General features: G+C 69.4%; 23 protein-coding genes. 10 read left to right on the top strand and 13 right to left on the bottom strand.

Annotated features, from left to right (window positions below):
- Positions 1 to 10: 10 nt before the first annotated feature.
- Positions 11 to 1,176, bottom strand: a protein-coding gene (locus tag FKO37_RS42855; RefSeq protein ID WP_374204288.1) for an IS3 family transposase whose coding sequence is annotated in 2 segments (ribosomal slippage) — positions 11 to 907 and positions 910 to 1,176 — 1,164 coding nt in all. Because the reading frame shifts where the segments join, the coding sequence is not laid out codon by codon here.
- 764 nt (positions 1,177 to 1,940) lie between these two features.
- Positions 1,941 to 2,315, bottom strand: coding sequence for a DUF5997 family protein (locus tag FKO37_RS42845; RefSeq protein WP_238608082.1), 375 nt, complete (start codon positions 2,313 to 2,315; stop codon positions 1,941 to 1,943).
- 44 nt (positions 2,316 to 2,359) lie between these two features.
- On the opposite strand from FKO37_RS42845, the gene FKO37_RS42840 reads away from it, so the two are divergent.
- On the top strand, positions 2,360 to 3,088 hold the full coding sequence (locus FKO37_RS42840; protein WP_238608081.1) for a LysR family substrate-binding domain-containing protein: 729 nt from the start codon (positions 2,360 to 2,362) through the stop codon (positions 3,086 to 3,088).
- A gap of 16 nt (positions 3,089 to 3,104) precedes the next feature.
- Positions 3,105 to 3,899, top strand: coding sequence for an SDR family NAD(P)-dependent oxidoreductase (locus tag FKO37_RS42835; protein WP_238608080.1), 795 nt, complete (start codon positions 3,105 to 3,107; stop codon positions 3,897 to 3,899).
- On the opposite strand, the gene FKO37_RS42830 is transcribed toward FKO37_RS42835, so the two are convergent.
- Positions 3,893 to 4,756 carry a CPBP family intramembrane glutamic endopeptidase gene (locus FKO37_RS42830; RefSeq protein WP_238608079.1) on the bottom strand — a complete coding sequence of 288 codons (864 nt, stop codon included), beginning with the start codon at positions 4,754 to 4,756 and terminating at the stop codon, positions 3,893 to 3,895. The genes FKO37_RS42835 and FKO37_RS42830 overlap by 7 nt on opposite strands.
- 20 nt (positions 4,757 to 4,776) lie before the next feature.
- Positions 4,777 to 4,947, bottom strand: coding sequence for a hypothetical protein (locus FKO37_RS42825; RefSeq protein WP_238608078.1), 171 nt, complete (start codon positions 4,945 to 4,947; stop codon positions 4,777 to 4,779).
- 139 nt (positions 4,948 to 5,086) lie between these two features.
- Here FKO37_RS42825 and FKO37_RS42820 point away from each other — a divergent pair, with 139 nt between their 5' ends.
- Both FKO37_RS42820 and FKO37_RS42815 read left to right on the top strand, forming a co-directional pair.
- Positions 5,087 to 6,334, top strand: a complete 1,248-nt coding sequence (locus FKO37_RS42820; protein ID WP_238608077.1) for a sensor domain-containing protein — start codon at positions 5,087 to 5,089, stop codon at positions 6,332 to 6,334.
- On the top strand, positions 6,322 to 6,975 hold the full coding sequence (locus FKO37_RS42815) for a response regulator transcription factor (protein ID WP_238608076.1): 654 nt from the start codon (positions 6,322 to 6,324) through the stop codon (positions 6,973 to 6,975). The genes FKO37_RS42820 and FKO37_RS42815 overlap by 13 nt, the downstream gene beginning before the upstream one ends.
- 238 nt (positions 6,976 to 7,213) lie before the next feature.
- On the opposite strand, the gene FKO37_RS47345 is transcribed toward FKO37_RS42815, so the two are convergent.
- Both FKO37_RS47345 and FKO37_RS42810 read right to left on the bottom strand, forming a co-directional pair.
- Entirely contained in the window at positions 7,214 to 7,339 is a 126-nt protein-coding gene (locus tag FKO37_RS47345) for a hypothetical protein (protein ID WP_255443149.1), read from the bottom strand.
- Complete coding sequence (locus tag FKO37_RS42810; protein WP_037820561.1) at positions 7,336 to 7,572, bottom strand: hypothetical protein; 237 nt, start codon at positions 7,570 to 7,572, stop codon at positions 7,336 to 7,338. The genes FKO37_RS47345 and FKO37_RS42810 overlap by 4 nt, the downstream gene beginning before the upstream one ends.
- Positions 7,573 to 7,807: 235 nt before the next feature.
- On the opposite strand from FKO37_RS42810, the gene FKO37_RS42805 reads away from it, so the two are divergent.
- The gene (locus tag FKO37_RS42805; protein ID WP_037820558.1) at positions 7,808 to 8,491 is read left to right on the top strand and encodes a TetR/AcrR family transcriptional regulator; all 684 of its coding nucleotides are present in this window, start codon (positions 7,808 to 7,810) and stop codon (positions 8,489 to 8,491) included.
- Between the two features lie 58 nt (positions 8,492 to 8,549).
- On the opposite strand, the gene FKO37_RS42800 is transcribed toward FKO37_RS42805, so the two are convergent.
- Positions 8,550 to 9,380, bottom strand: a complete 831-nt coding sequence (locus FKO37_RS42800; protein WP_037820552.1) for an SAM-dependent methyltransferase — start codon at positions 9,378 to 9,380, stop codon at positions 8,550 to 8,552.
- Positions 9,381 to 9,527: 147 nt separating this feature from the next.
- On the opposite strand from FKO37_RS42800, the gene FKO37_RS42795 reads away from it, so the two are divergent.
- A complete protein-coding gene (locus FKO37_RS42795) occupies positions 9,528 to 9,956 on the top strand; it encodes a Fur family transcriptional regulator (protein ID WP_037820549.1) in 429 nt (142 codons plus the stop codon).
- Between the two features lie 23 nt (positions 9,957 to 9,979).
- Entirely contained in the window at positions 9,980 to 12,223 is a 2,244-nt protein-coding gene (gene katG, locus FKO37_RS42790; RefSeq protein ID WP_238608075.1) for a catalase/peroxidase HPI, read from the top strand.
- A 90-nt stretch (positions 12,224 to 12,313) separates the two neighbouring features.
- Here the strand turns inward: katG and FKO37_RS42785 are convergent, their stop codons facing one another.
- The 3 genes from FKO37_RS42785 to FKO37_RS42775 all read right to left on the bottom strand — a co-directional run bounded on the left by FKO37_RS42785 (position 12,314) and on the right by FKO37_RS42775 (position 14,801).
- Positions 12,314 to 13,210, bottom strand: coding sequence for a C1 family peptidase (locus tag FKO37_RS42785; RefSeq protein ID WP_238608074.1), 897 nt, complete (start codon positions 13,208 to 13,210; stop codon positions 12,314 to 12,316).
- 288 nt (positions 13,211 to 13,498) lie between these two features.
- Positions 13,499 to 14,179 carry a TetR/AcrR family transcriptional regulator gene (locus tag FKO37_RS42780; protein ID WP_037820546.1) on the bottom strand — a complete coding sequence of 227 codons (681 nt, stop codon included), beginning with the start codon at positions 14,177 to 14,179 and terminating at the stop codon, positions 13,499 to 13,501.
- Between the two features lie 49 nt (positions 14,180 to 14,228).
- On the bottom strand, positions 14,229 to 14,801 hold the full coding sequence (locus tag FKO37_RS42775; protein WP_238608073.1) for a TlpA disulfide reductase family protein: 573 nt from the start codon (positions 14,799 to 14,801) through the stop codon (positions 14,229 to 14,231).
- A 60-nt stretch (positions 14,802 to 14,861) separates the two neighbouring features.
- Here FKO37_RS42775 and FKO37_RS42770 point away from each other — a divergent pair, with 60 nt between their 5' ends.
- Genes FKO37_RS42770 through FKO37_RS42760 form a run of 3 tightly spaced genes read left to right on the top strand, consistent with a single transcriptional unit; the run spans position 14,862 to position 17,883 of the window.
- Positions 14,862 to 16,028, top strand: coding sequence for a sensor histidine kinase (locus FKO37_RS42770; RefSeq protein ID WP_238608072.1), 1,167 nt, complete (start codon positions 14,862 to 14,864; stop codon positions 16,026 to 16,028).
- Complete coding sequence (locus tag FKO37_RS42765) at positions 16,025 to 17,479, top strand: BTAD domain-containing putative transcriptional regulator (protein ID WP_238608071.1); 1,455 nt, start codon at positions 16,025 to 16,027, stop codon at positions 17,477 to 17,479. The genes FKO37_RS42770 and FKO37_RS42765 overlap by 4 nt, the downstream gene beginning before the upstream one ends.
- A complete protein-coding gene (locus FKO37_RS42760; protein WP_238608070.1) occupies positions 17,476 to 17,883 on the top strand; it encodes a VOC family protein in 408 nt (135 codons plus the stop codon). The genes FKO37_RS42765 and FKO37_RS42760 overlap by 4 nt, the downstream gene beginning before the upstream one ends.
- Here the strand turns inward: FKO37_RS42760 and FKO37_RS42755 are convergent.
- From FKO37_RS42755 to FKO37_RS42745, 3 genes are read right to left on the bottom strand one after another with little or no spacing between them, the layout of a single operon-like run.
- The gene (locus tag FKO37_RS42755) at positions 17,861 to 18,772 is read right to left on the bottom strand and encodes a hypothetical protein (protein WP_238608069.1); all 912 of its coding nucleotides are present in this window, start codon (positions 18,770 to 18,772) and stop codon (positions 17,861 to 17,863) included. The two genes, FKO37_RS42760 and FKO37_RS42755, sit on opposite strands and share 23 nt — an antisense overlap.
- The gene (locus tag FKO37_RS42750; RefSeq protein ID WP_238608068.1) at positions 18,769 to 19,077 is read right to left on the bottom strand and encodes a type VII secretion target; all 309 of its coding nucleotides are present in this window, start codon (positions 19,075 to 19,077) and stop codon (positions 18,769 to 18,771) included. Before FKO37_RS42750 ends, FKO37_RS42755 begins: the two co-directional genes overlap by 4 nt.
- Positions 19,074 to 19,478 carry a YbaB/EbfC family nucleoid-associated protein gene (locus FKO37_RS42745; RefSeq protein ID WP_043839644.1) on the bottom strand — a complete coding sequence of 135 codons (405 nt, stop codon included), beginning with the start codon at positions 19,476 to 19,478 and terminating at the stop codon, positions 19,074 to 19,076. Before FKO37_RS42745 ends, FKO37_RS42750 begins: the two co-directional genes overlap by 4 nt.
- Between the last annotated feature and the right edge of the window lie 32 nt (positions 19,479 to 19,510).

Below are 19,510 nucleotides of genomic sequence, written 5' to 3'. Positions count from 1 at the left end.
ACACCGGGTTTCATGCCGCGTGGGCGTGGTGGTGACGATAGTTCAGGCGGGTTTCGTGTGGTGTGCGGTAGCCGAGGGTGGAGTGCAGCCGGTCGTGGTTGTAGTAGGCGAGGTAGGCGAAGACGGCTTCGCGTGCGTGGTGGCGGGTGGTCCAGGAGCGGGTGCCGATTTCGGTTTTGAGGGTGGCGAAGAAGGACTCGGCGGCGGCGTTGTCGTAGCAGGACCCGGTCCGGCCCATCGACGGGCGGATGCCGTGTGCGGCGAGGGTGGCGCGGAATTCCGCTGAGGCGTATTGGGTGCCGCGGTCGGAGTGGAACACCGCGCCCGCGTTGACCAGGCCGCGGTCCGCGGCGAGGGTGATCGCGTCGCAGACCAGGCCGGCGCGCATGTGCGGGGCGAGGGCGTGGCCGACGATTTCGCGGGTGTGCAGGTCGAGCACGGTCGCGAGATAAAGCCAGCCTTCCTGCGTGGGCAGGTAGGTGATGTCCCCGACCAGCCGCTGTCCCGGCGCGTCGGCGGTGAAGTCGCGGCCGATCAGATCCGGCGCGGCCGCGGCGGTGTCGGGGCGGGTCAGCGACTGCCGCCGGCGACGGGTGAATCCGGCGATCCCGCGTTCGCGCATCACCCGCTCGACGCGCTTGTGGTTGACCGCTTCGCCGCGGCGGCGCAGTTCCGCGGTGATTCTCGGACTGCCGTAAGCACCCTGGTGAGCAGCGTGGATCTCGATGATCTCCCCGGCCAGCCGGTCCTCGCCGGCGGCCCGCTGTTCGCGGGCCGGGCCGGCGGCGAGCCACTCGTAGAAACCGGGACGGCGCACATCGAGGACACGGCACAGCCGGGCGACGCCGTAGGCGCCGCGGTGTTCGGAGATGAACCGGTAGCTGCGGGTCAACGATCCATCTCCTGCGCGAAATAGGCGGCCGCTTTCCGCAGGATCTCCTTCTCTTTCTCCAGCTCCGCCACCCGCTTGCGCAGCTGCCGCAGTTCCCGCTCCGCGGCGTCGCCGCCGGTCGCGGCCGCCTGGTCGGCGCGGTCGGCGGCCCGCACCCACGTCCGCAGGGTCTCGTGATTCACCCCCAGCTCACGAGCCACCTGCGCCAACGGACGAGACGCCGACCGCGCCAACGCGACCGCGTCCCGCCGGAACTCCTCCGGATACCTCGACGAACCAGACACAACAACATCCTTCCCCAGGCCAAAGCCAAGGATCAGAGTGTCCGGCACACCGGGGGAACCTCAGAGGCTTCGTATCGGGGTGCGGGGGAGGGGCTGGGTGCCTCGATGGGTGGGTGCATCGGCTGTGGTTTAGGGCGCGTGGGTTGGGTGCCTGGTCTTGTTGGGTGAGCGGGCTGCGGCGGGTCCGCGTGCGTTGGGTGTCTGGTCTCGTTGGGTGAGTGGGCTGCGGCTGGTGCGTGTGGTTTGGGTGGCTGGTCGCGGGTGGGGCTGCGGTCGCGGAATAGCGCCCCATTGTGGCATTGGGTGCATGTGACGCACCGACTGTGGCATTGGGTGCATCCAGCGCACCCAATGTGGCGTTGGGTGCGTGGGGGTGCACCGAACGCGGCGTTGCAGCGGTGGGGAGGTCGTGAGGGGAACCCTCACGGAATCAGGGTCTGTGAGGGGTCCCCTCACGCACTTCGCGCGCCGCGACGAAGGCCGTGAAGGGCTCCTTGAGGGAATCTGGGTCCGTGAAGGGGTCCTTCACGCGCGCGAGGAACAGTCGTGAGGGGAACCCTCACGGAATCAGGGTCTGTGAGGGGTCCCCTCACGGACTTCGTGCACCGCGACGAAGGCCGTGAAGGGCTCCTTGAGGGAATCTGCGTCCGTGAAGGGGTCCCTCACGCGCGCCAGAAAACAGTCGTGAGGGGAACCTGAAGGAATCAAGGTTCCCCCACGTAACGCACCAACACGGGCGCGCAAGAAGGTCCGAAGTGGACGGGCTAGTCGTTCTTCTCCGCGTTCAGCCTCGCGGCTTCGCGGCGGACTTCGGCTTGGGTGTCGCGTTCGCGTTGCAGCCAGGTGGGGTTTTCGGCTTTCAGGGCCTCGATCTGGTCCGTCGTCAGGGCTTCGGTGACGCCGCCCCTGGCCAGGCCGCCGATGGAGACTCCCAGTTTCGCGGCTACCACCGGGCGCGGGTGCGGGCCGTTGCGGCGCAGGTCGCGGAGCCATTCCGGCGGGTCGGTTTGAAGGGCGTTCAGTTCGTCGCGCGAGACGGCGCCCGCGCGGAACTCTGCGGGGGTCGCTTCGAGGTAGACGCCCAGCTTCTTCGCTGCCGTCGCCGGCTTCATGGTCTGGGGGGTCTTCTGCGCCGTCATGCCCACCAGCGTAACCGGCGACCCCGCGCCGGTAGCCTTGCCACGTGACAGGAGCCGACCAGGCCTCGGCGTTCCGGCTCGCCTACGTTCCGGGTGCGACCCCCGCGAAGTGGGTCCGGATCTGGGGCGAACGCAATCCCGAAGTGCCGCTCGACCTGGTCGCGGTCGCTGCTGCCGAGGCCGCGGGCGTCGTGCGCGACGGCGGGGTGGACGCGGCGCTGCTGCGGCTGTCCGCCGACCGCGACGGGCTGCACGCGATCCCGCTCTACACCGAGACCACGGTGGTCGTCGTTCCCAAGGATCACCTGGTCGCGGCGGCCGACGAGGTGTCCATTGCGGACCTCGCGGACGAGCTCGTGCTGCATCCGCTCGACGACTCGCTCGAGTGGGACCAGCTGCCCGGCAAGCCCGCCCTGGAGCGGCCCGAGACGACTGGCGACGCGATCGAGCTGGTGGCGGCGGGCGTCGGCGTGCTGATGGTGCCGCAGTCGCTTGCCCGGTTGCACCATCGGCGTGATCTCACCTACCGGCCGGTCGAGGACGCGCCGCAGTCGCGCGTCGCGTTGTCCTGGCCGGAGGGCGAGACCAGCGACCTCGTGGAGCAGTTCATCGGCATCGTCCGCGGGCGCACGGTGAACAGCACTCGCGGGCAGCAGGAAACGCAAGCGAAGACCGGCAAGGCGGCACCCGCCAAAAAGAAGCAGCGCGAACCGGACCGTCGCCGGAGCGTGCCCAAGTCCGGCGGGCGCGGCAAGCCTCGCCGTCGTCGTTGACGTTCAGGGAGCAGCCGTGGATCTCGGGTTGAAGGGTAAGTGCGCGGTCGTCACGGGGGCCAACCGCGGGATCGGGCTGGCGGTTGCCGAGGTGCTCGCGGCGGAGGGCGCTGACCTCGCGCTCGTCGCCCGGGACGCCGAAGCCCTTGCCGCTGCGGAGGAAAGCCTCGGCAGGCACGCCACGAAGGTGGTCGCGGTTCCGACGGACACCACCGACGACGCTGCGGTCGCGGCGATGGCGGAGCGGGTCAAGGCGGAGTTCGGGGCGGCGGACGTCCTGGTCAACTGCGCGGCGCCGGCGTCCAGCGGGGCCCGGACGTCGCTTGCGGACCTGCGGGACGAAGACCTGCGCCTCGAGATCGAGACCAAGGTGCTCGGCTACCTGCGGTGCGCCCGTGCGCTCGCGCCGGGGATGCGGGAGCGCGGCTGGGGCCGGATCGTGAACGTCAGCGGGCTCAACGCGCGGCTGGCCGGTTCGACGTTCGGGTCGATCCGCAACGTCGCGGTCGCGGCGATGACCAAGAATCTCGCCGACGAACTGGGGCCGCAGGGAATCGCCGTGACGGTCGTGCATCCGGGCTACACGGTGACCGAACGGACGCCGGAGAAGCTCGCCGAGATCGCCGCTGCGCGGGGAATTTCCGTGGCGGAGCTGGAAAAGAGCCTCACGGCCGGGGTGAGCATCGGACGGCTGGTGACGGCGGCCGAGGTGGCAGACGTGGTGGCGTTCCTGGCGTCCCCGCGCAGCGTGGCGATCAACGGAGACGCCATCGCGGTCGGCGGCGGCGTTCCCGGGCAGATTTACTACTGAACGGCCTGGAGTTCGCGCGCTGGACTGAGGTAGCCGAGACGGCCCTTGGTCGCGGCGAGCACGACCAGCGCGGCGGCGGCGAACGCGGCGAACAGCAGGTGCTCGGCGATTTTCGGGTCCGCGTTGGGGAACAGTTCGGACCAGGCGACGGACAGGTAGTTGTTGATCCCGGCGTGCAGCAGCAGCGCGATCGGCAGGCTTTCGCCGCTGCGGTTGAACACCCAGGTCATCACGAAGCTGATCGCGATCGCGGTTCCGACGAACTCCAGCACGGACCAGACCGTCACGTTCGGCCAGTGGCCCCATTCGGTGAAGAACAACGGCAGATGCCAGACGCCCCACAGCGGGCCGAGGATCAGCGTGCCGCGCAGCGGGCCGTACTTCGGCTGCAAATGCGGGAGGGCGAAATCGCGCCAGCCGGGTTCTTCGGCGAGGCCGGTGGTGAGCACCTGGAGCACGAAACCCAAGACCCACACCAGGATCAGCGACGTGGCAGGGGCGCGGAGCGCGCCGGCGAACGGCAGGCTGGCGAGCGTCAGCACGACGGGAACAGCGAAGAGCGCGAGTGCGTACCATCGCCAGTTCACCCGCCATCGCAGCAATCGACCCGCCCACGCGCGCAGCCCGGGACGGCCTTCGGCGAGCGCGGTGACGATGAACGCGGAGAAGATCGGGCCGAGGTACGCGCCGGGGAGCATGCCCAGGATTTGCGTCGTGCCGAGTACCGGCGGGAATCCGAAGTGGACAATTCCTAGGCCATTGTCCGAGAGTACATAAGGGAGCCACGCGAGCCAGCTCAGTGCGATGGCGAGCGTGAAGAAAGCCGTGATCGGGCGTCGGGCGACGAGGGCAGTCATGATAGTCCTTTGTGGACGATTCAGCGGTGGGTGTGGTAGTTCGCGACGAGCGCGATGCCCGAGGCGAGGGTGACGACGCCGAAAACGGTGCTCAGCACCAGGTTGACGCCGAGGGCCGAGGTGATCGCGTTGGCTGCGGCGCTGAGCACCAGCACGCCCCACAACAGCGCTCGGGGAGGTGATTTCGTCATGCCGGGAAGGCTACGAACCGGGGCTCGCCAGGACGATCCCGTGCGCGGGAGGATCTAGGTACAGCAGGCTGTACTCCTTCGCTCCGAGGCGGTGCCGGGGCGGATTTCTGGGCTAGGGTTCGGCGGGGTGGGAGGTGCGATGGCAACCGCAGGCGAACCGACGCCGCGTCCGTGGACCGTGCGCGTCCGGGCTGCGCTCGACGCGCTGGAACACCTCGTCGGCGGGATCGGCACCTCGGTGCTGGCGCTGCTGGTACTGCTCGGCGTGGCCGTGGTCGCGGTGCTGAGCCTCGTGGGCGTCGGTCTGCTGCTGGCCCGGCCGATGCTGCGCGTCGTGCACGCGGTCGCCGACCGGGAACGGATCCGGCTCACCGCGATGAAACCGGACGTCATCAGCCCCGGTCCAGGCCCCGAACGGCTCGGTGCGGCCCTGCGGGAGCGGACGGTGCAACGCGAACTGCTGTGGGTCGCGATCCACGGTGCGGCGGGCTTTCTGCTCGGCTTCATCGCGCTGACGATCGTGCTCAACACCGCGCGCGACGGGCTTTTCCCGCTCTACTGGTACCTGCTCCCGCCGGACGAGGCGACGGCGTCACTCGGCTGGCCGGTGCACAGCCTGGCGGAGGCGCTCCCGGTGTCCCTGCTCGGCGTCGCGTGGGCGTTCCTCTCGGTCGCGCTGCTGCCCGCGATGGCTCGGCTGCAGGCGTTGCCCGGCCGACGCCTGCTGCCCGCGGGCTCGGACGCTGACGTCACGCTCCGGATCGCCCACCTCACCGCCACCCGCGCCGCCGCGCTCGACGCGCATTCCGCCGAACTGCGCCGCATCGAGCGCGCGCTGCACGACGGCACGCAAAACCGGCTGGTCGCGGTCAATGTCCTGGTCGGCGCGGCCCGCCGGGCAGCCGCCCGAGGTTCGGCCGACGTCGACGAAATCCTTGGCCGCGCGCAGGACGCCACCGAGACCGCGCTCGCCGAACTGCGCGCGGTGGTGCGCAGTATCCTGCCGCCCGTGCTGGCCGACCGAAGCCTCGCCGACGCGTTGACCGCGCTCGCCGCGGGCTGTCCAGTGCCGTGCACCATCGACGCCGACCTGCCTGGGCGGTATGCCGTTTCGGTGGAGGCGTCGGTGTATTTCGTGGTTGCTGAGGCGCTTACGAACGTCGCCAAACACAGCGGTGCCAGCGGTGTTGAGGTGGTCTTGCGCCGGGAGGACGATGTGCTCCACCTGCGTATCACCGACGACGGCCGTGGTGGTGCGGCGGAGTCCGGTGGTTCGGGCCTCGGTGGGATGCGGCGCCGAGCCGAGGCGCTTGATGGAACTTTCGCGCTGGCGAGTCCCGCTGGCGGACCGACGACTGTGACGGTGAGTTTGCCATGCGGATTGTGATCGCCGAGGACGACCCGTTGCTGCGCGAGGGTCTCGCGCTGCTGTTGCGGGCCGAGGGTCTCGACGTCGTCGCGACCACCGACAACCCGGCCGATTTCCTTGCTGCGGTGGACAAACACGAGCCGGACACCGCGGTCGTGGATGTGCGGATGCCGCCGACGCACACCGACGAGGGGATCGTCGCGGCGGTCGAGGCTCGGCGGCGGCGGCCGGGGCTGGCGGTGCTGGTGCTGTCGGCGTATGTCGAGCAGGCCTTCGCGACCGACCTGCTCGGCAGTGGCAGCGCGCGGCTCGGGTATCTGCTCAAGGAACGCGTCGGGCGGGTCACCGAGTTCATGGAAGCGCTGAACCGGGTGGCTGACGGCGGAACGGCGATCGATCCGGAAGTGGTCGCGCAATTGCTGGCCCGGACGCGTGCGGATTCCGGGCTGGAACGGCTCAGCCCGCGCGAAAGGGATGTGCTGGCGCTGATGGCGGAGGGATTAGGGAATGGTGCCATCGCGGAACGGCTCGTGGTGACGGACGGCGCGGTCCACAAACATATTCGCAGCATTTTCGCGAAACTGGATTTGGCACCGGACGACAGCGCGGATCGGCGGGTTACCGCGGTCCTGCGTTATTTGGAAGAAGCGCGCCGTTGATCCTTCGCGTGATTCTGAGCGAATCGGTGAATACTTGACGGTGCGCGGCCCGGAAGGGGCTGACGGGCGTCCGGCGAGGGCGAAATGGGCAGCATTCACCGGCATTCGGCCGCGCGCAGTTCACCCGGACGAGTGCAGTATCGGACGCACCCCGAACGGGCCTAAGCTCACCCGGGCGCGTGAAAACCGCACCGGAGCTGTCCGGTGCGATCTCCGGCTGGGACGAGCCCGCCGGTGTCTATTTGCCCGAGCCGGGCTTCTCGTCCGCCGCGCCCTGGGCAACGTCCTCTTCGGACCAGTCGAGCCCGGCCTCGGCGACCACGCCGTCGAAGATCGGGGTGGCCACGGCCTGTTCCGCGCTCACGACGCGCTCACCACGTCGATGATCGCGTCGGCCGCGATCCACTGCGGATCCGCGTCTCTCGCCTGGCCGTCGACCTGGACCGGGACCCAGGTGACCGCGGTCGCGTCGTCGGTGACCGGGGCTCCGGTGACCACCCCGCGCCGGCACAGCTGGCGCCTGCCGGTGCGCTGGCCGACCAGGTAGGTGACCCGGTGGCCGGTGGACAGTTCGGACCGGTGCTGTTCGCCGTCCATGTGTTCCTCCCTGCACGCCACCCTTGTGGGCGACGCTCGCTTCATCGACGCGACTCGCTCCCCTCGTGTCGATGACGCACTCCCGGTCCGTGATCTGGGCCACAGCGACGCAACGGCCGCGGTGAACGCGACACTCGCTTCGAGGCAACCCGACCACAGACAGTCATCCCTCTATACCCAAAGTAACAGGTACAGTGGCGTATCCGGTATGTGACCCGGCGATACACTCGCGCGGATGACGTCCTCAGGTACTCCGCCCGACGGGCGGGCCACCCGGTGGGCAGGGCAGCGCGAACGCCGGCGCCGGGAGTTCGTGGAAGCCGGTATGCGCGCGATCGCCCGGTTCGGGCCGGAGGTGTCCACCGAGCAGATCGCCGACGAGGCCGGCGTCGCTCGCACGCGCATTTACAAGCATTTCGCCGACACCGCGGACCTGCAGCGCGCTATCGCGTTGCGCGCGGCGGAAATGATCGGCGCGCAATTCTCTCCGCTGTGGGGAGTTTCCGGCACTCCGCGCGAAATGGTGCACGCGACGATCGGCGCGCATATCGAATGGCTTTCCGAACACCGCGCGCTGTATCAATATCTGATGCGGCAGTCGGTGACCGGGCCGCGCGACGTCGTGGCGGACGTGAAGACCGCGATCGCCCGGCAGCTGACTGTGTTGTTCGAGTACTACCTCGGCCTGTTCGGCGCGGACCAGCGAGTCGGCGAAACCATCGCGTACGGGCTGGTCGGCTTGGTCGAGTCCAGCACCGCGCACTGGCTCGACGCCCCGCGCGGCATCGACCGCGAGGATCTGCGCCAGTTGCTCGCCCGCTGGGTCTGGTCGATCCTCGACGACACCTTGCGCACGGTCGGCGTCGCGCTCAACCCGGACTCGCCGCTGTCCGATCTGGACTACCGCATCCTCGACTGACCGCGCGAAAGAGCCCCTCGCGGGAATCCCCGCAAGGGGCCCTTCTCGGACCAGCGCGTCAGGCCTTCCGGCCGACCCCGCCCGCGATGCACTCCTGGACCTGGTTCAGCGGCTGGTACCGCGGGCCGTCCGGCCACCAGTCCTCGCACAGCACGAGGCCCGGGTCGACCAGTTCGGTGCCGCCGAACATCCGGCCGATCTCGTCCCAGGTGCGGAAAAGGCCGCTGCCCATCGGGCTGTGCGTGAACTTGTCCTCCATCCGCCGGGCGATCTCGCTGTGCTCGGGCGTCTGCGGGTCGAGGAAGTGCGCGACCACCACGAACGACCCGGACGGCAGCGCGTCGACGTAGGTCCGCATCATCTCCTCGTAGTCGTCGCCGAGGTAGTGGTGCAGGGTTCCGTTGTGCAGCAACGCGATCGGCTTGGTCCAGTCGAGGAACTCGCGCGCGGTCTCGTTCTGCAGGATCTGGTCGGGCTTGAAGATGTCCGCTTCGATGAACCGGGTGTTCTCGTTCTCCTCCAGCAGCGCGCGCCCGTGCGCGAGGACCACCGGGTCGTTGTCCACGTACAGCACACGGGCTTCGGGGATGATCCGCTGCACGACCTGGTGGGTGTTCTCCGCCGTGGGCAGGCCGGAACCGCAGTCGAGGTACTGGGTGACCCTGCCCTGGGTGGCGAGGAAGCGGCAGGCGCGGATGAGGAAGTTGCGGTTGGCCCAGGCGAGGTCGTTGACCTCCGGGGCCACGGTCCGCACCTGGTCGAGCACCCTGCGGTCGATCTCGTAGTTGTTCGTGCCGTTCAGCGCGGCGTCGTACACCCGGGCAATGCTCGCTCGCGTGATATCGACCCCGACCGGGTGCGAACTGGGCGATTCGACGGCCTCGGTCATTTCTGGCGTCACCTCGGATGTGTCGGACGTCTCTTTGGTCTACTCACCGTAGACCTTCCGGGCTGTCAAGCGACCGCCAGGAGGAGGACAACCGGAGTGGGTGACAGATTCTTGATTCATTCCAGAAAATCGGGCAGACTCCGGGGCATGCCGACGACCACGGACTTCGAGCAGCTGCTGCGCGGAGTGCAGTTGCGGATCACGCGCCCCCGGGTGGCCGTGCTCTCCGCCGTGCACGCCAACGCGCACGCGGACACCGAATCCGTCATCGGCATGGTGCGCGCGGATCTCGGCGAGGTGTCCCACCAGGCCGTTTACGACGTGCTGCGCGCGCTGACCGACGCGGGGCTGCTGCGGCGCATCCAGCCGCCCGGTTCGGTCGCGCGGTACGAGGCCCGGGTAGGGGACAACCACCACCACGTCGTGTGCCGCTCGTGCGGTGCCATCGAGGACGTCGACTGCGCGGTCGGGGAAGCGCCTTGCCTCACCGCTTCCGACGCGCACGGTTACGTCATCGACGAGGCCGAGGTCGTCTACTGGGGCCGATGCCCCGCCTGTTCGACGGCAGCAAACTGATTCTGATTTCCGGAAGGATTCCCGTGTCTGACACCCCGAACGCCGAAGTCGGCGAGATGAATGAGGAGACCGCTGGCGGGTGCCCGGTCCACACGGGCCGCTTCGCGCACCCGACCGAGGGCGGCAGCAGCCGTGACTGGTGGCCGAACCAGCTCAACCTGAAGATCCTCCGGAAGCATCCCGCCGTGGCGGACCCGATGGACGACGGCTTCGACTACGCGAAGGAATTCCAGAGCCTCGACCTCGACGAGCTCGCCCGCGACGTCGACGCGGTGCTCACCGACTCCCAGGAATGGTGGCCCGCCGACTTCGGCAACTACGGCCCGCTGTTCATCCGGATGGCCTGGCACAGCGCCGGCACCTACCGGATCGACGACGGCCGCGGCGGAGCCGGCGCCGGGCAGCAGCGGTTCGCGCCGCTGAACAGCTGGCCGGACAACGGGAACCTCGACAAGGCGCGCCGCCTGCTGTGGCCGGTCAAGAAGAAGTACGGCAAGAAGATCTCGTGGGCCGACCTGATGATCTTCACCGGCAACCGCGCGCTCGAGACGATGGGCTTCAAGACCTTCGGCTTCGCCGGCGGCCGCGCCGACGTGTGGGAGCCGGACGAGGACGTGTACTGGGGCCCGGAGCGCACCTGGCTCGGCGACGAGCGGTACAAGGGCGACCGCGAGCTGGAGAACCCGCTGGCCGCGGTCCAGATGGGGCTCATCTACGTGAACCCGGAAGGCCCGAACGGCAACCCGGACCCGATCGCCGCGGCGCGCGACATCCGCGAAACGTTCGGCCGGATGGCGATGAACGACGAGGAGACCGTCGCGCTGATCGCGGGCGGGCACACCTTCGGCAAGACGCACGGCGCGGCCGACGCGGACGTGCACGTGGGCGCCGAGCCGGAAGGCGCCTCGATCGAGCAGATGGGCCTCGGCTGGAAGAACAGCTTCGGCAGCGGCAAGGGCCGGGACGCGATCACGAGCGGGCTGGAGGTCACCTGGACCCCCACTCCGACGAAGTGGAGCAACTGGTTCTTCCACAACCTCTTCACTTACGAGTGGGAGCTGACCAAGAGCCCGGCGGGCGCGCACCAGTGGAAGCCGAAGAACAACGCCGCCGCGAACACCGTGCCGGACCCGGAGACCGGTGACCTCAACCGGGCGCCGAGCATGCTGACCACCGACCTGGCGCTGCGCTTCGACCCGATCTACGAGCCGATCTCGCGCCGGTTCTACGAGAACCCGGACCAGTTCGCGGACGCCTTCGCCCGCGCCTGGTTCAAGCTCACCCACCGCGACATGGGCCCGGTCCAGCGCTACCTCGGCCCGCTCGTGCCGCAGGAAGAGCTGATCTGGCAGGACCCGGTCCCGGCCGTCGACCACGAGCTGGTCAACGACGCGGATGTCGCCGACCTCAAGGCGAAGGTCCTCGAGTCCGGCCTTTCGGTCGCGCAGCTGGTGTCCACCGCGTGGGCGTCGGCCTCGACCTACCGGCACAGCGACAAGCGCGGCGGCGCGAACGGCGCCCGCATCCGCCTCGAGCCGCAGCGCGGCTGGGAGGTCAACGAGCCGGACGAGCTGGCGCAGGTGCTGCGCACGCTCGAGGGCGTCCAGGAAGCGTTCAACAGCGCGCAGACCGGCGGCAAGAAGATCTCGCTCGCCGACCTGATCGTGCTGGCCGGCGCGGCGGGCGTGGAGAAGGCGGCGAAGGACGGCGGCGTCGAGCTCACCGTTCCGTTCACGCCGGGCCGCACCGACGCGACGCAGGAGCAGACCGACGCGGACTCGTTCGCGCCGCTCGAGCCGAAGTCCGACGGGTTCCGCAACTACCGCGGCAAGGCCAACGCGCTGCCGTCGGAGTACCTGCTGGTGGACAAGGCGAACCTGCTCAACCTGAGCGCGCCGGAGATGACCGTGCTGGTCGGCGGCCTGCGCGTGCTGGGCGCGAACTACCAGAACTCGGCGGCGGGCGTGCTGACCGACCGGCCGGGCGCGCTGACGAACGACTTCTTCGTCAACCTGCTCGACATGGGCACCGAGTGGAAGCCCGCCGACGGCGAGGGCCCGAACGCGGAGTCCTTCGAGGGCCGCGATCTCGCCACCGGCGAGGTCAAGTGGACCGGCACCCGCAACGACCTGGTGTTCGGCTCGAACTCCGAACTGCGCGCCGTCGCCGAGGTCTACGGCAGCGACGACGCCAAGGAGAAGTTCGTCCGCGACTTCGTCGCCGCGTGGCACAAGGTCATGAACAACGACCGGTACGACCTGGTCTGAGTTTCCTGATCAGCTGATCGGAAAAGGGCTCCTTGCGGGAATTCCCGCAAGGAGCCCTTTTTTCGCATCACCCGGGTCGCGCGCTGCGGGTCAGCTCTGGACGAGCTTGCCCATCGCGTTGACCTCGTCGACGTCGCCGGTGTTGAAGAACGACCACGGCACGGTCACGAAACCGCTGTCGCCCCAGCCGGAGCCCCAGCTGTTCTCGATCTTCACGCCCTGGTCGTTGTAGGCCACGATGGTCACCTCGTGCCCGCCGACGACCGGGTCGCTGTTCGAGTCGCCGGGCAGGTACGAATAGTCGCTCGCGGTCGAGGAGTTCAGGTCCATGAAGCTCTGGTGCACGGTGAACCCGATCGCGACCGGCTCGCCCTGGGAAATGGCGTTCTCGATGTCGGACCGCGCCGCGTCGCCGCTCGTGGACAATTGCGTGTAGCCGGACAGCTTGTAGTGCGCGGCATTCGATTTTTCGTTCTGGTCGGGCTGAGTCGTGTAGTCGAAATCGCCCTGCCAGTAGTCGGATTTGGTGTCGATGCCCTGCTGCTGTTCCATCGGCAGCGCGACGCTCGCCCAGGTGCCCTGGTCGTTGCCCTTGGCGATCTGGGAGTAAATGAACATCGGGGCCATCGGGCCGCCGCTGATGCCCTGCTCGTTCATCAGCACGCCGTAGCCGGTGTAGCCGGTGGCCCAGGTGACGCACGAGCCGACCTGGCCCTGGTCGCCGGGTGCGTTGGCGTACTGCGTGAGGTCGCCGCTGGAGGGCAGTTCGGCGGTGGTGCGCTGGTGCACGGGGAGCGCGGAGTTCGCGTGGGCGTGCATCCTGGACTGCGCGGCCTTGAGCCCGGCGACGTTCAGCCCGAGGCCGTGCTTCTGGTGCTGCGGGTGGTGCTGGGCGGCGGCCGCGGAGGCCGGGGTCGCGCCCATCGCCGCGGCCATGCCGGCGGCGGCGAGCAGGGAAACGAGTGCGGACGTTTTTCTGATCTGCATTCTCATACTCCTTGTGGGCATGCAGAAAAAGAAATCGGAAAGGGTGGGGAGGTGGATCCGACCACAGCAAAGGTAGATCGGCGGAAATTTTCCGGGAACCTACGAAAGGAGGGAACGTATCAACTGCGGTATTTGCGGGGGATCGATCAAGCGGACATTCCGCCCGTTACCGCCGCTATTCCGGCGTACTGGTCCATTATGGACTCGTGGGAAACCCTTGCCCCGGCAGTGGTTTGAACCATTTGGCGGGAAGCACGCTCACGTACCGTCGCGCCGCGCAACCAAACCTCAGTCCGGCAGCGGAGTCGTGCGCGCGCCGTTGAGGAGGGCGTCGATCGCCCATCGGGAACGTGTGTCCGCGTTGCCGGAGAACAGATTCCCGCTCGCCGCGGCGATGTTCGGATGCGTTTCCGGCGAGAGTCCGCGGACGGTTTCGGCGAGCGCGTCGTGCTGCCGTTCCGCGTCCGGGCGGTCCTTGCGGGTGCTGTGCTCGACCGCGCTGGCGGTGGCGACGAGCAGCAGGAGGTCGACCGTCCACGCGGCGGGGCCGGACGGCACCCCGGCTTCGGCGAGCAGGCCGAGCACGGTGTCGACGACGGCGAGGTAGTTCGGTCCGTTCAAGGGCGTCACGAGTGCGACGCGGGCGAGCCCGGGGTGCGCGTACAGGACGTCGCGGTAGGTGGACATGACTGTCCACAAGCGACTCCGCCAGTCTCCTTCGGCGGCGCCGGCGGTGGTGGGTACTTCGCCGAGGAGTTCGTCGAGCACCGCGGCGTGGAGTTCGTCGGTGTCGCGGACGTAGACGTAGAGCGAGGCCGGGCCGGTGTCCAGTTCCTTCGCGAGCCGCCGCATGGTGACGCGTTCGGCGCCTTCGCGGCGCACGACGTCGAGAGCGGCCGCGACGATGCCTTCGCGGCTCAGCGCGGGCTTGGCGGGACGTTCCCGGCGGTTGTAGCCACTCGCGGTCATCCGCCCATGGTAGGCGCACGCCGCTCGAACGGTCTGGACCTTGGCCGGTCTACTCGGCGAGCACGCTGTCCAGGGTGGGCTGGAGGTCGGTCCGCAGGATCGCGCCGAGGTAGACGGCCGCGACCCGCTGCTGCTTGTCCACGATCAGCGAGATCGGCACCGCGCTCAGCGGGAGGCCGCGCAGCCGCAGGGCGACCCGGCCGGACGGGTCGAAGATCGACTCATAACTGAGCCCGAGGTCCTTGACGAAGTCGGCGGCGTACTTCGGGTTGTCGCGGACGTTGATGCCGAGCACCCGGATCCCGCGGGCGTGTCCGGAGTCGGCGATCGTCTGCAGAGTGCGCGCTTCGGCGCGGCACGGCCCGCACCAGGCGCCCCACAGGTTGAGCAGGACGACTTTGCCGGAGTAGTCCGCCAGAGACAGGTCCTTGCCGGGTTCGCGCAGGCTCTGGCCCTTGAGGTCCGCTACCTTTTTGCGCTGCTCCACGGGATAGTGGATGGTCGTCTGCCCGCCCGGCGAGACGAATGCGAACGTGTCCGACCGGCTGACCGCGTCCTTCCCGGTCGCGCACGCGGTGAGGGGCAGCAGTGCCAGCAGAAACAGGCAACGGGCGAGGCGCACACGGCATGGTATCGCTGATACCGCGGGCGGCCCCCGCCCCGGTTTCCTAGGCTGGACCTCGTGTGGGAGAGAGCGCGGGACCGGTTGCGGAGCAGGCTGGCCGACGGCTTGGCCCGGTCCGGGCTCACGCTGCCCTGGTGGGTGCCGATGGGGACGACCGCCTTCACGGTGATCGGCCTGATCGTCGCGGTCGGGCAGCGGGCCGGGTCCGCGCTTCCGGTCGCGATCGGCGGGTTTCTGCTGGCCACGGCGTCGACGCTGCTGTGGGTGTGCACCGGGCGGCTCGCGCCGTCGTGGGTGAAGGCGCTCGGGATGCTCGCCGGGATCGGGCTGCTGCTGACGCATCCGGTGGTGCCGGACTTCGCGCCGATGCCGTTGATCGTGCTCACCGGCGAACTGGGGTCCATCGCTTCGGCGCGGGTCGCGTTCGCGGCGACCGGCGGGGCGATCGCGGTGCTCGGGGCGGCCGCGCTGACCGTCGGGCTGGTCGGGTTCCCGGTGTACATGCTCGCGGTGGTGGTCGGGATGGCTGCCGGGTTCATGCTGCGCTGGTACGTGCGTGCGCTGGACGCCGAGCGAGGCAAGCAGGAAGCCGTGCGCGAACAGGCGATGCTCGGCGAGCGGCAGCGGATCGCGCGCGAGGTGCACGACGTGGTCGCGCATTCGCTGAGCATCACGTTGCTGCACGTCACGGGCGCGCGGCACGGGTTGCGCACGGATCGCGACATCGACGAAGCCGTCGCGGCGCTCACCGAGGCGGAGCGGATCGGACGGGCGGCGATGGCCGATATCCGGCGCACGGTTGGATTGCTCGCGCAGGAGTCGGCGGGGACGCGGCCGTTGCCCGGTGCGGGCGACATCGCGGACCTGGTGGCCGAAACGTGCGCGGCCGGGCTGGTCGCGGACTACGAACTGAGGGGCGACGTGACCGCGGTCGACAGCACGGTGGGGCTGGGGCTCTACCGGATCGCCCAGGAGTCGCTGGCGAACGTCGTCAAACACGCACCGGGGGAGAAGGCGTTGGTACGGCTGGAGATTGACGCGGCGGACGCGCGGCTGACGGTCCGCAATGGACACAACGGCGCGGCGCGCAACGAGGGTGGTTCGGGGTTGGCGGGCATGACGGCACGCGCGGATCAGCTCGGTGCGCGGCTGGCAGCCGGACCCGAGGGCGGCGAGTGGGTAGTCGACGTGGCGGTGCCGTTGGCGCGCGGAGCCGCGTCGTGACCGCTGCCGCCGGGGAAACGCGGGTCTTGCTCGTCGACGATCAGGAGCTGGTGCGATCCGGGTTGCGGTTGATCCTCCGTCGCCGCGACGGGTTCGTGGTGGTGGGCGAGTGCTCGGACGGCGACGAGGTCCCGGCTGCGCTCGAAGCGGCCGGCGGGGTCGACGTCGTGGTGATGGACCTGCGGATGAAGCGCGTCGACGGCATCGAGGCGACGCGACAGCTGCGCGCGTCCGGCCCGTGCCCGCCGGTGCTCGCGCTGACCACGTTCGATGACGACGAGCTGCTCGCCGGGGTGCTGCGCGCGGGGGCGGTCGGATACGTGCTGAAGGATTCCTCCGCGGAGGACCTGATCCGCGCGGTGCGAGCGGTCGCGATGGGCGAGGCGTGGCTCGATCCGGCAGTCACCGGACGCGTGCTCACGACCTACCGAGAGGCGGCGGTGGATCGCTCGGCGATGCCGTCCGGGTTGTTGACGCCGCGCGAAATGGATGTTCTGACCGCGGTGGCGCGGGGTTTGACGGACGCGGAAATCGCCGGAACGCTGGGGATTTCCGCGAGCACGGTCGAGGCGCATTTCGAGAGGCTGTGCGCGAAACTCCGCCTCCGCGACCGGGCGGCGGCCATCGTCTACGCCTTCGACCACGGCCTGGTCACCCCCGGTGCCGCCCCCGCCCCGGTCGACGCGGATTCGTTGCGGTTCAGCGTCCTCGGCCCGTTGCAGGCTTGGCGGGGACCGAACCTGCTGGACCTGGGCCCGGTGCGGCAACAAGCCCTGCTCGCGGCGCTGGTCCTGCGCCCGGGCGAGACGGTCAGCCCCGGGGAGTTGCTCGACGGCGTCTGGGGTCTGGAGCCGCCCGGCACCGGTGGCCGGGTGGTTCCGGTTTACGTGCACCGCCTACGGAAATGCCTGCGCGGGGCTGGCGAGCGGACGGAAGACTCGGTCATCGGCAGTGACCGCGGCGGATACCGCTTCGCCGGGGAGCGAGCGCAGCTGGACGTCACCGAGCTGACCGACCGGATCTCGGAAGCCGCGACCGCCACCCGCGGCGGTGACCCGGCAACCGCGGTCGACGCGTACGACGGTGCGCTGGCCCTGTTCCACGGCGAGCCCTTGGCGGGATTGCCCGGCCCGTTCGTCGAGGGGGAACGCGTGCGCCTGACCGAGCGGCGGCTGACGTTGGTGCAGGAGAAAGCCGTGCTGCAGCTGAAACTCGGGCGAACCGACGACGTGGTGCACGAGCTGTCGGCATTGCTGGCGGTGCATCCGCACCGGGAACCGCTGGCGGTGTTGCTGATGCGGGCGCTCCACGGCGGCGGCCGCCGGGCGGACGCGCTGGCGGTGCACCGGCGGATGCGGGAACGGCTGCGGGCGGACCTGGATGTCGAACCGGGGGCGGAGCTGGACCGGGAGTTGCGGGTGGTGCTCAGCTCGGATCGGGGTCCCTCGTGAGTGCGCACGGGACCCTGCACCATGTCGAGTTGTGGGTGCCGGACCTGGCCCGCGCGGTCGCGTCGCTGGGATGGCTGCTGGAAGAGCTGGGATATCAGCGGTTCCAGGACTGGGATGCCGGACGCAGCTGGCGGCTCGGGCCGACGTACCTCGTGGTCGAGCAATCCCCGGCGCTGACCGCGGACCGGCACGACCGTTGCCGGCCGGGGCTGAACCACCTGGCTTTTCACGTCAAGGACGCGGCGACGGTCGAGCGGTTGGCCGCCGACGCCGCCCGGCACGGGTGGCAGCTGATGTTTCCGGAGAAACATCCCCATGCGGGCGGCGCGGAGCACTACGCCGCGTACCTGCAGAACGACGACGGCTTCGAGGTCGAACTCGTCAGCTCTGCTGCGCGGTGCTGACCGGAATGCGCGGGCGGCTTTGGCTCGGGTACTGCGAATCCGCCGAGTCCGAGTCCGAGTCCGAGTCCGAAGAATCCGCGTACTGCGAAGAAGCCGGATAACGCGACGAAGCCTGCGAAGAAGAATCCGAAGAGCTGGAGTCCTCCCCGGAGCTGCTCTTCGACGCCTCGCTGAGCTTCGTCATCAGCTGCGTCGCGGCTTCCAGCCCCTGCGTTACCGAAGTGATCAGCTGCAGCAGGTTGTCCGAGTCCGACAGCAAAACCCCGAGCTTCTGCGCGATCTGCCCGCCGTACTGCGTCGCGATCGCCACCGCCTGCGGGATCGCCGCCGCGATGCTCGCGCCGAAGGTCGCCTGCGCGGCGGCGAACGCCTGCGTCATCAGCTGGATGATCTGCCCGACAGCCTCCGAAATGAGCCCGCCGACCTCCTGCTGCGCCTTCGCGACGACCTTCCCGGCTCCGGTGGCCGCCTTGGCCATCGCGATGCCGGCCTGGCCGACAGCCTCGACGCAGTCCGCGTGCTGGGAGCTGTTGTCGCGGTAGCTCGAAGCAGAAGAACCGCTCCACTCCGATGTTTCCGGACCCGTCGACTGCCGGTAGTCGTCCGCGACGGACGACACCTGCTGGCCGCCGCCCTCCATGCCCTGCGAGTGCGACGACACCGAATCCGGGTTGCCCTGCAACTGTTTCAGCGGTTCTTCCAGGAACCGCACCAGCTCGGTGATCATCCCGAACCCGGCGGAGGTCAACGCGGCGAGCGGGTCCTGCGACGCGCCGAGCAGGTCGAGCGCGGTGGTCGCGCCGCCGAGCCCGGCGGACACCCAGTCGTGGTTCTCGACCGCCTTCGTGGTGGTCTTCAGGTCTGCCAGCAGCTGGCCGGAGTCGGTCACGGCAGGTCCTTCCCGGGCAGCGAGGCCGCGTTGCCCTGGTCGCGGCGCTCGTAGCTTTCCGCGGCCTGGGTGAGGTTCGCGCTCACTTTGTCCACAGTGGACGACGCGTGCGAGACGGCGTCGTTGGTTTTGCCGACCGCTGCTTGCAGGCCGGCGGTGAGGAACTGCACGAAGACGCCGAGCGCCTGGTCGCCGAGTCCGGACGGGGCGCTGCGGGCGACATTGCCGAGCCGGTCGGCCAGGTCGCCGACGGTGGCCGCGTGCCGGCGCAGTTGCGCGGGGTCGACCTCGAAGCCGGCGGTCACGAGATGATCCCCGGGTTCGCGAAGTAGTCGTCCTCGCGCGGAGCGGCGGGGGCGGCCTCGACCGGCAGGTTGTCGCGGACGAGCTGGAGTGCGGGGCCGTCGCCGACGTAGTCGGTCATGATGTCCACGACCTGCGCGCCGGCCTGGCGGTGCGCGTCGTGCACGGTGGCGAGGATGAGCCGGGCGAGCGCGTCGGCCTCCAGCGCGCGGGCGGCGGGGCTCAGCCGCAGGTCGGTCAGTGCGCCGCTCGGGCCCACCTCGACTTCGACCTCGCCGCGCGGGGACGCGGCCCGGCCGCCGACGCGGCTGAGGCTCGCGCTCGCGGCCTCGGCGTTCGCCTGCATCCGGGACAGGTTTTTCTGGTAGTCGGCGAGCCAGGCCGCCGAGTCTTGGATCGGCACGGAAGGTCCTCCGGTCGTTTTCGGTGCGGTCA

It is taken from the genome of Amycolatopsis sp. Poz14, from assembly GCF_006704225.1.
GTDB lineage: Bacteria > Actinomycetota > Actinomycetes > Mycobacteriales > Pseudonocardiaceae > Amycolatopsis > Amycolatopsis nivea.
This window is presented reverse-complemented; position numbering and strand designations above follow the sequence as displayed.

What these genes read in the sequence shown, in the direction of transcription:
- FKO37_RS42845 (WP_238608082.1), bottom strand. Translation starts at nt 2,315, where the DNA reads ATGACGGCGCAGAAGACCCCCCAGACCATGAAGCCGGCGACGGCAGCG.
- FKO37_RS42830 (WP_238608079.1), bottom strand. Translation starts at nt 4,756, where the DNA reads ATGACTGCCCTCGTCGCCCGACGCCCGATCACGGCTTTCTTCACGCTC.
- FKO37_RS42825 (WP_238608078.1), bottom strand. Translation starts at nt 4,947, where the DNA reads ATGACGAAATCACCTCCCCGAGCGCTGTTGTGGGGCGTGCTGGTGCTC.
- FKO37_RS42820 (WP_238608077.1), top strand. Translation starts at nt 5,087, where the DNA reads ATGGCAACCGCAGGCGAACCGACGCCGCGTCCGTGGACCGTGCGCGTC.
- FKO37_RS42815 (WP_238608076.1), top strand. Translation starts at nt 6,322, where the DNA reads ATGCGGATTGTGATCGCCGAGGACGACCCGTTGCTGCGCGAGGGTCTC.
- FKO37_RS42810 (WP_037820561.1), bottom strand. Translation starts at nt 7,572, where the DNA reads ATGGACGGCGAACAGCACCGGTCCGAACTGTCCACCGGCCACCGGGTC.
- FKO37_RS42805 (WP_037820558.1), top strand. Translation starts at nt 7,808, where the DNA reads ATGACGTCCTCAGGTACTCCGCCCGACGGGCGGGCCACCCGGTGGGCA.
- FKO37_RS42800 (WP_037820552.1), bottom strand. Translation starts at nt 9,380, where the DNA reads ATGACCGAGGCCGTCGAATCGCCCAGTTCGCACCCGGTCGGGGTCGAT.
- FKO37_RS42795 (WP_037820549.1), top strand. Translation starts at nt 9,528, where the DNA reads ATGCCGACGACCACGGACTTCGAGCAGCTGCTGCGCGGAGTGCAGTTG.
- FKO37_RS42785 (WP_238608074.1), bottom strand. Translation starts at nt 13,210, where the DNA reads ATGCAGATCAGAAAAACGTCCGCACTCGTTTCCCTGCTCGCCGCCGCC.
- FKO37_RS42780 (WP_037820546.1), bottom strand. Translation starts at nt 14,179, where the DNA reads ATGACCGCGAGTGGCTACAACCGCCGGGAACGTCCCGCCAAGCCCGCG.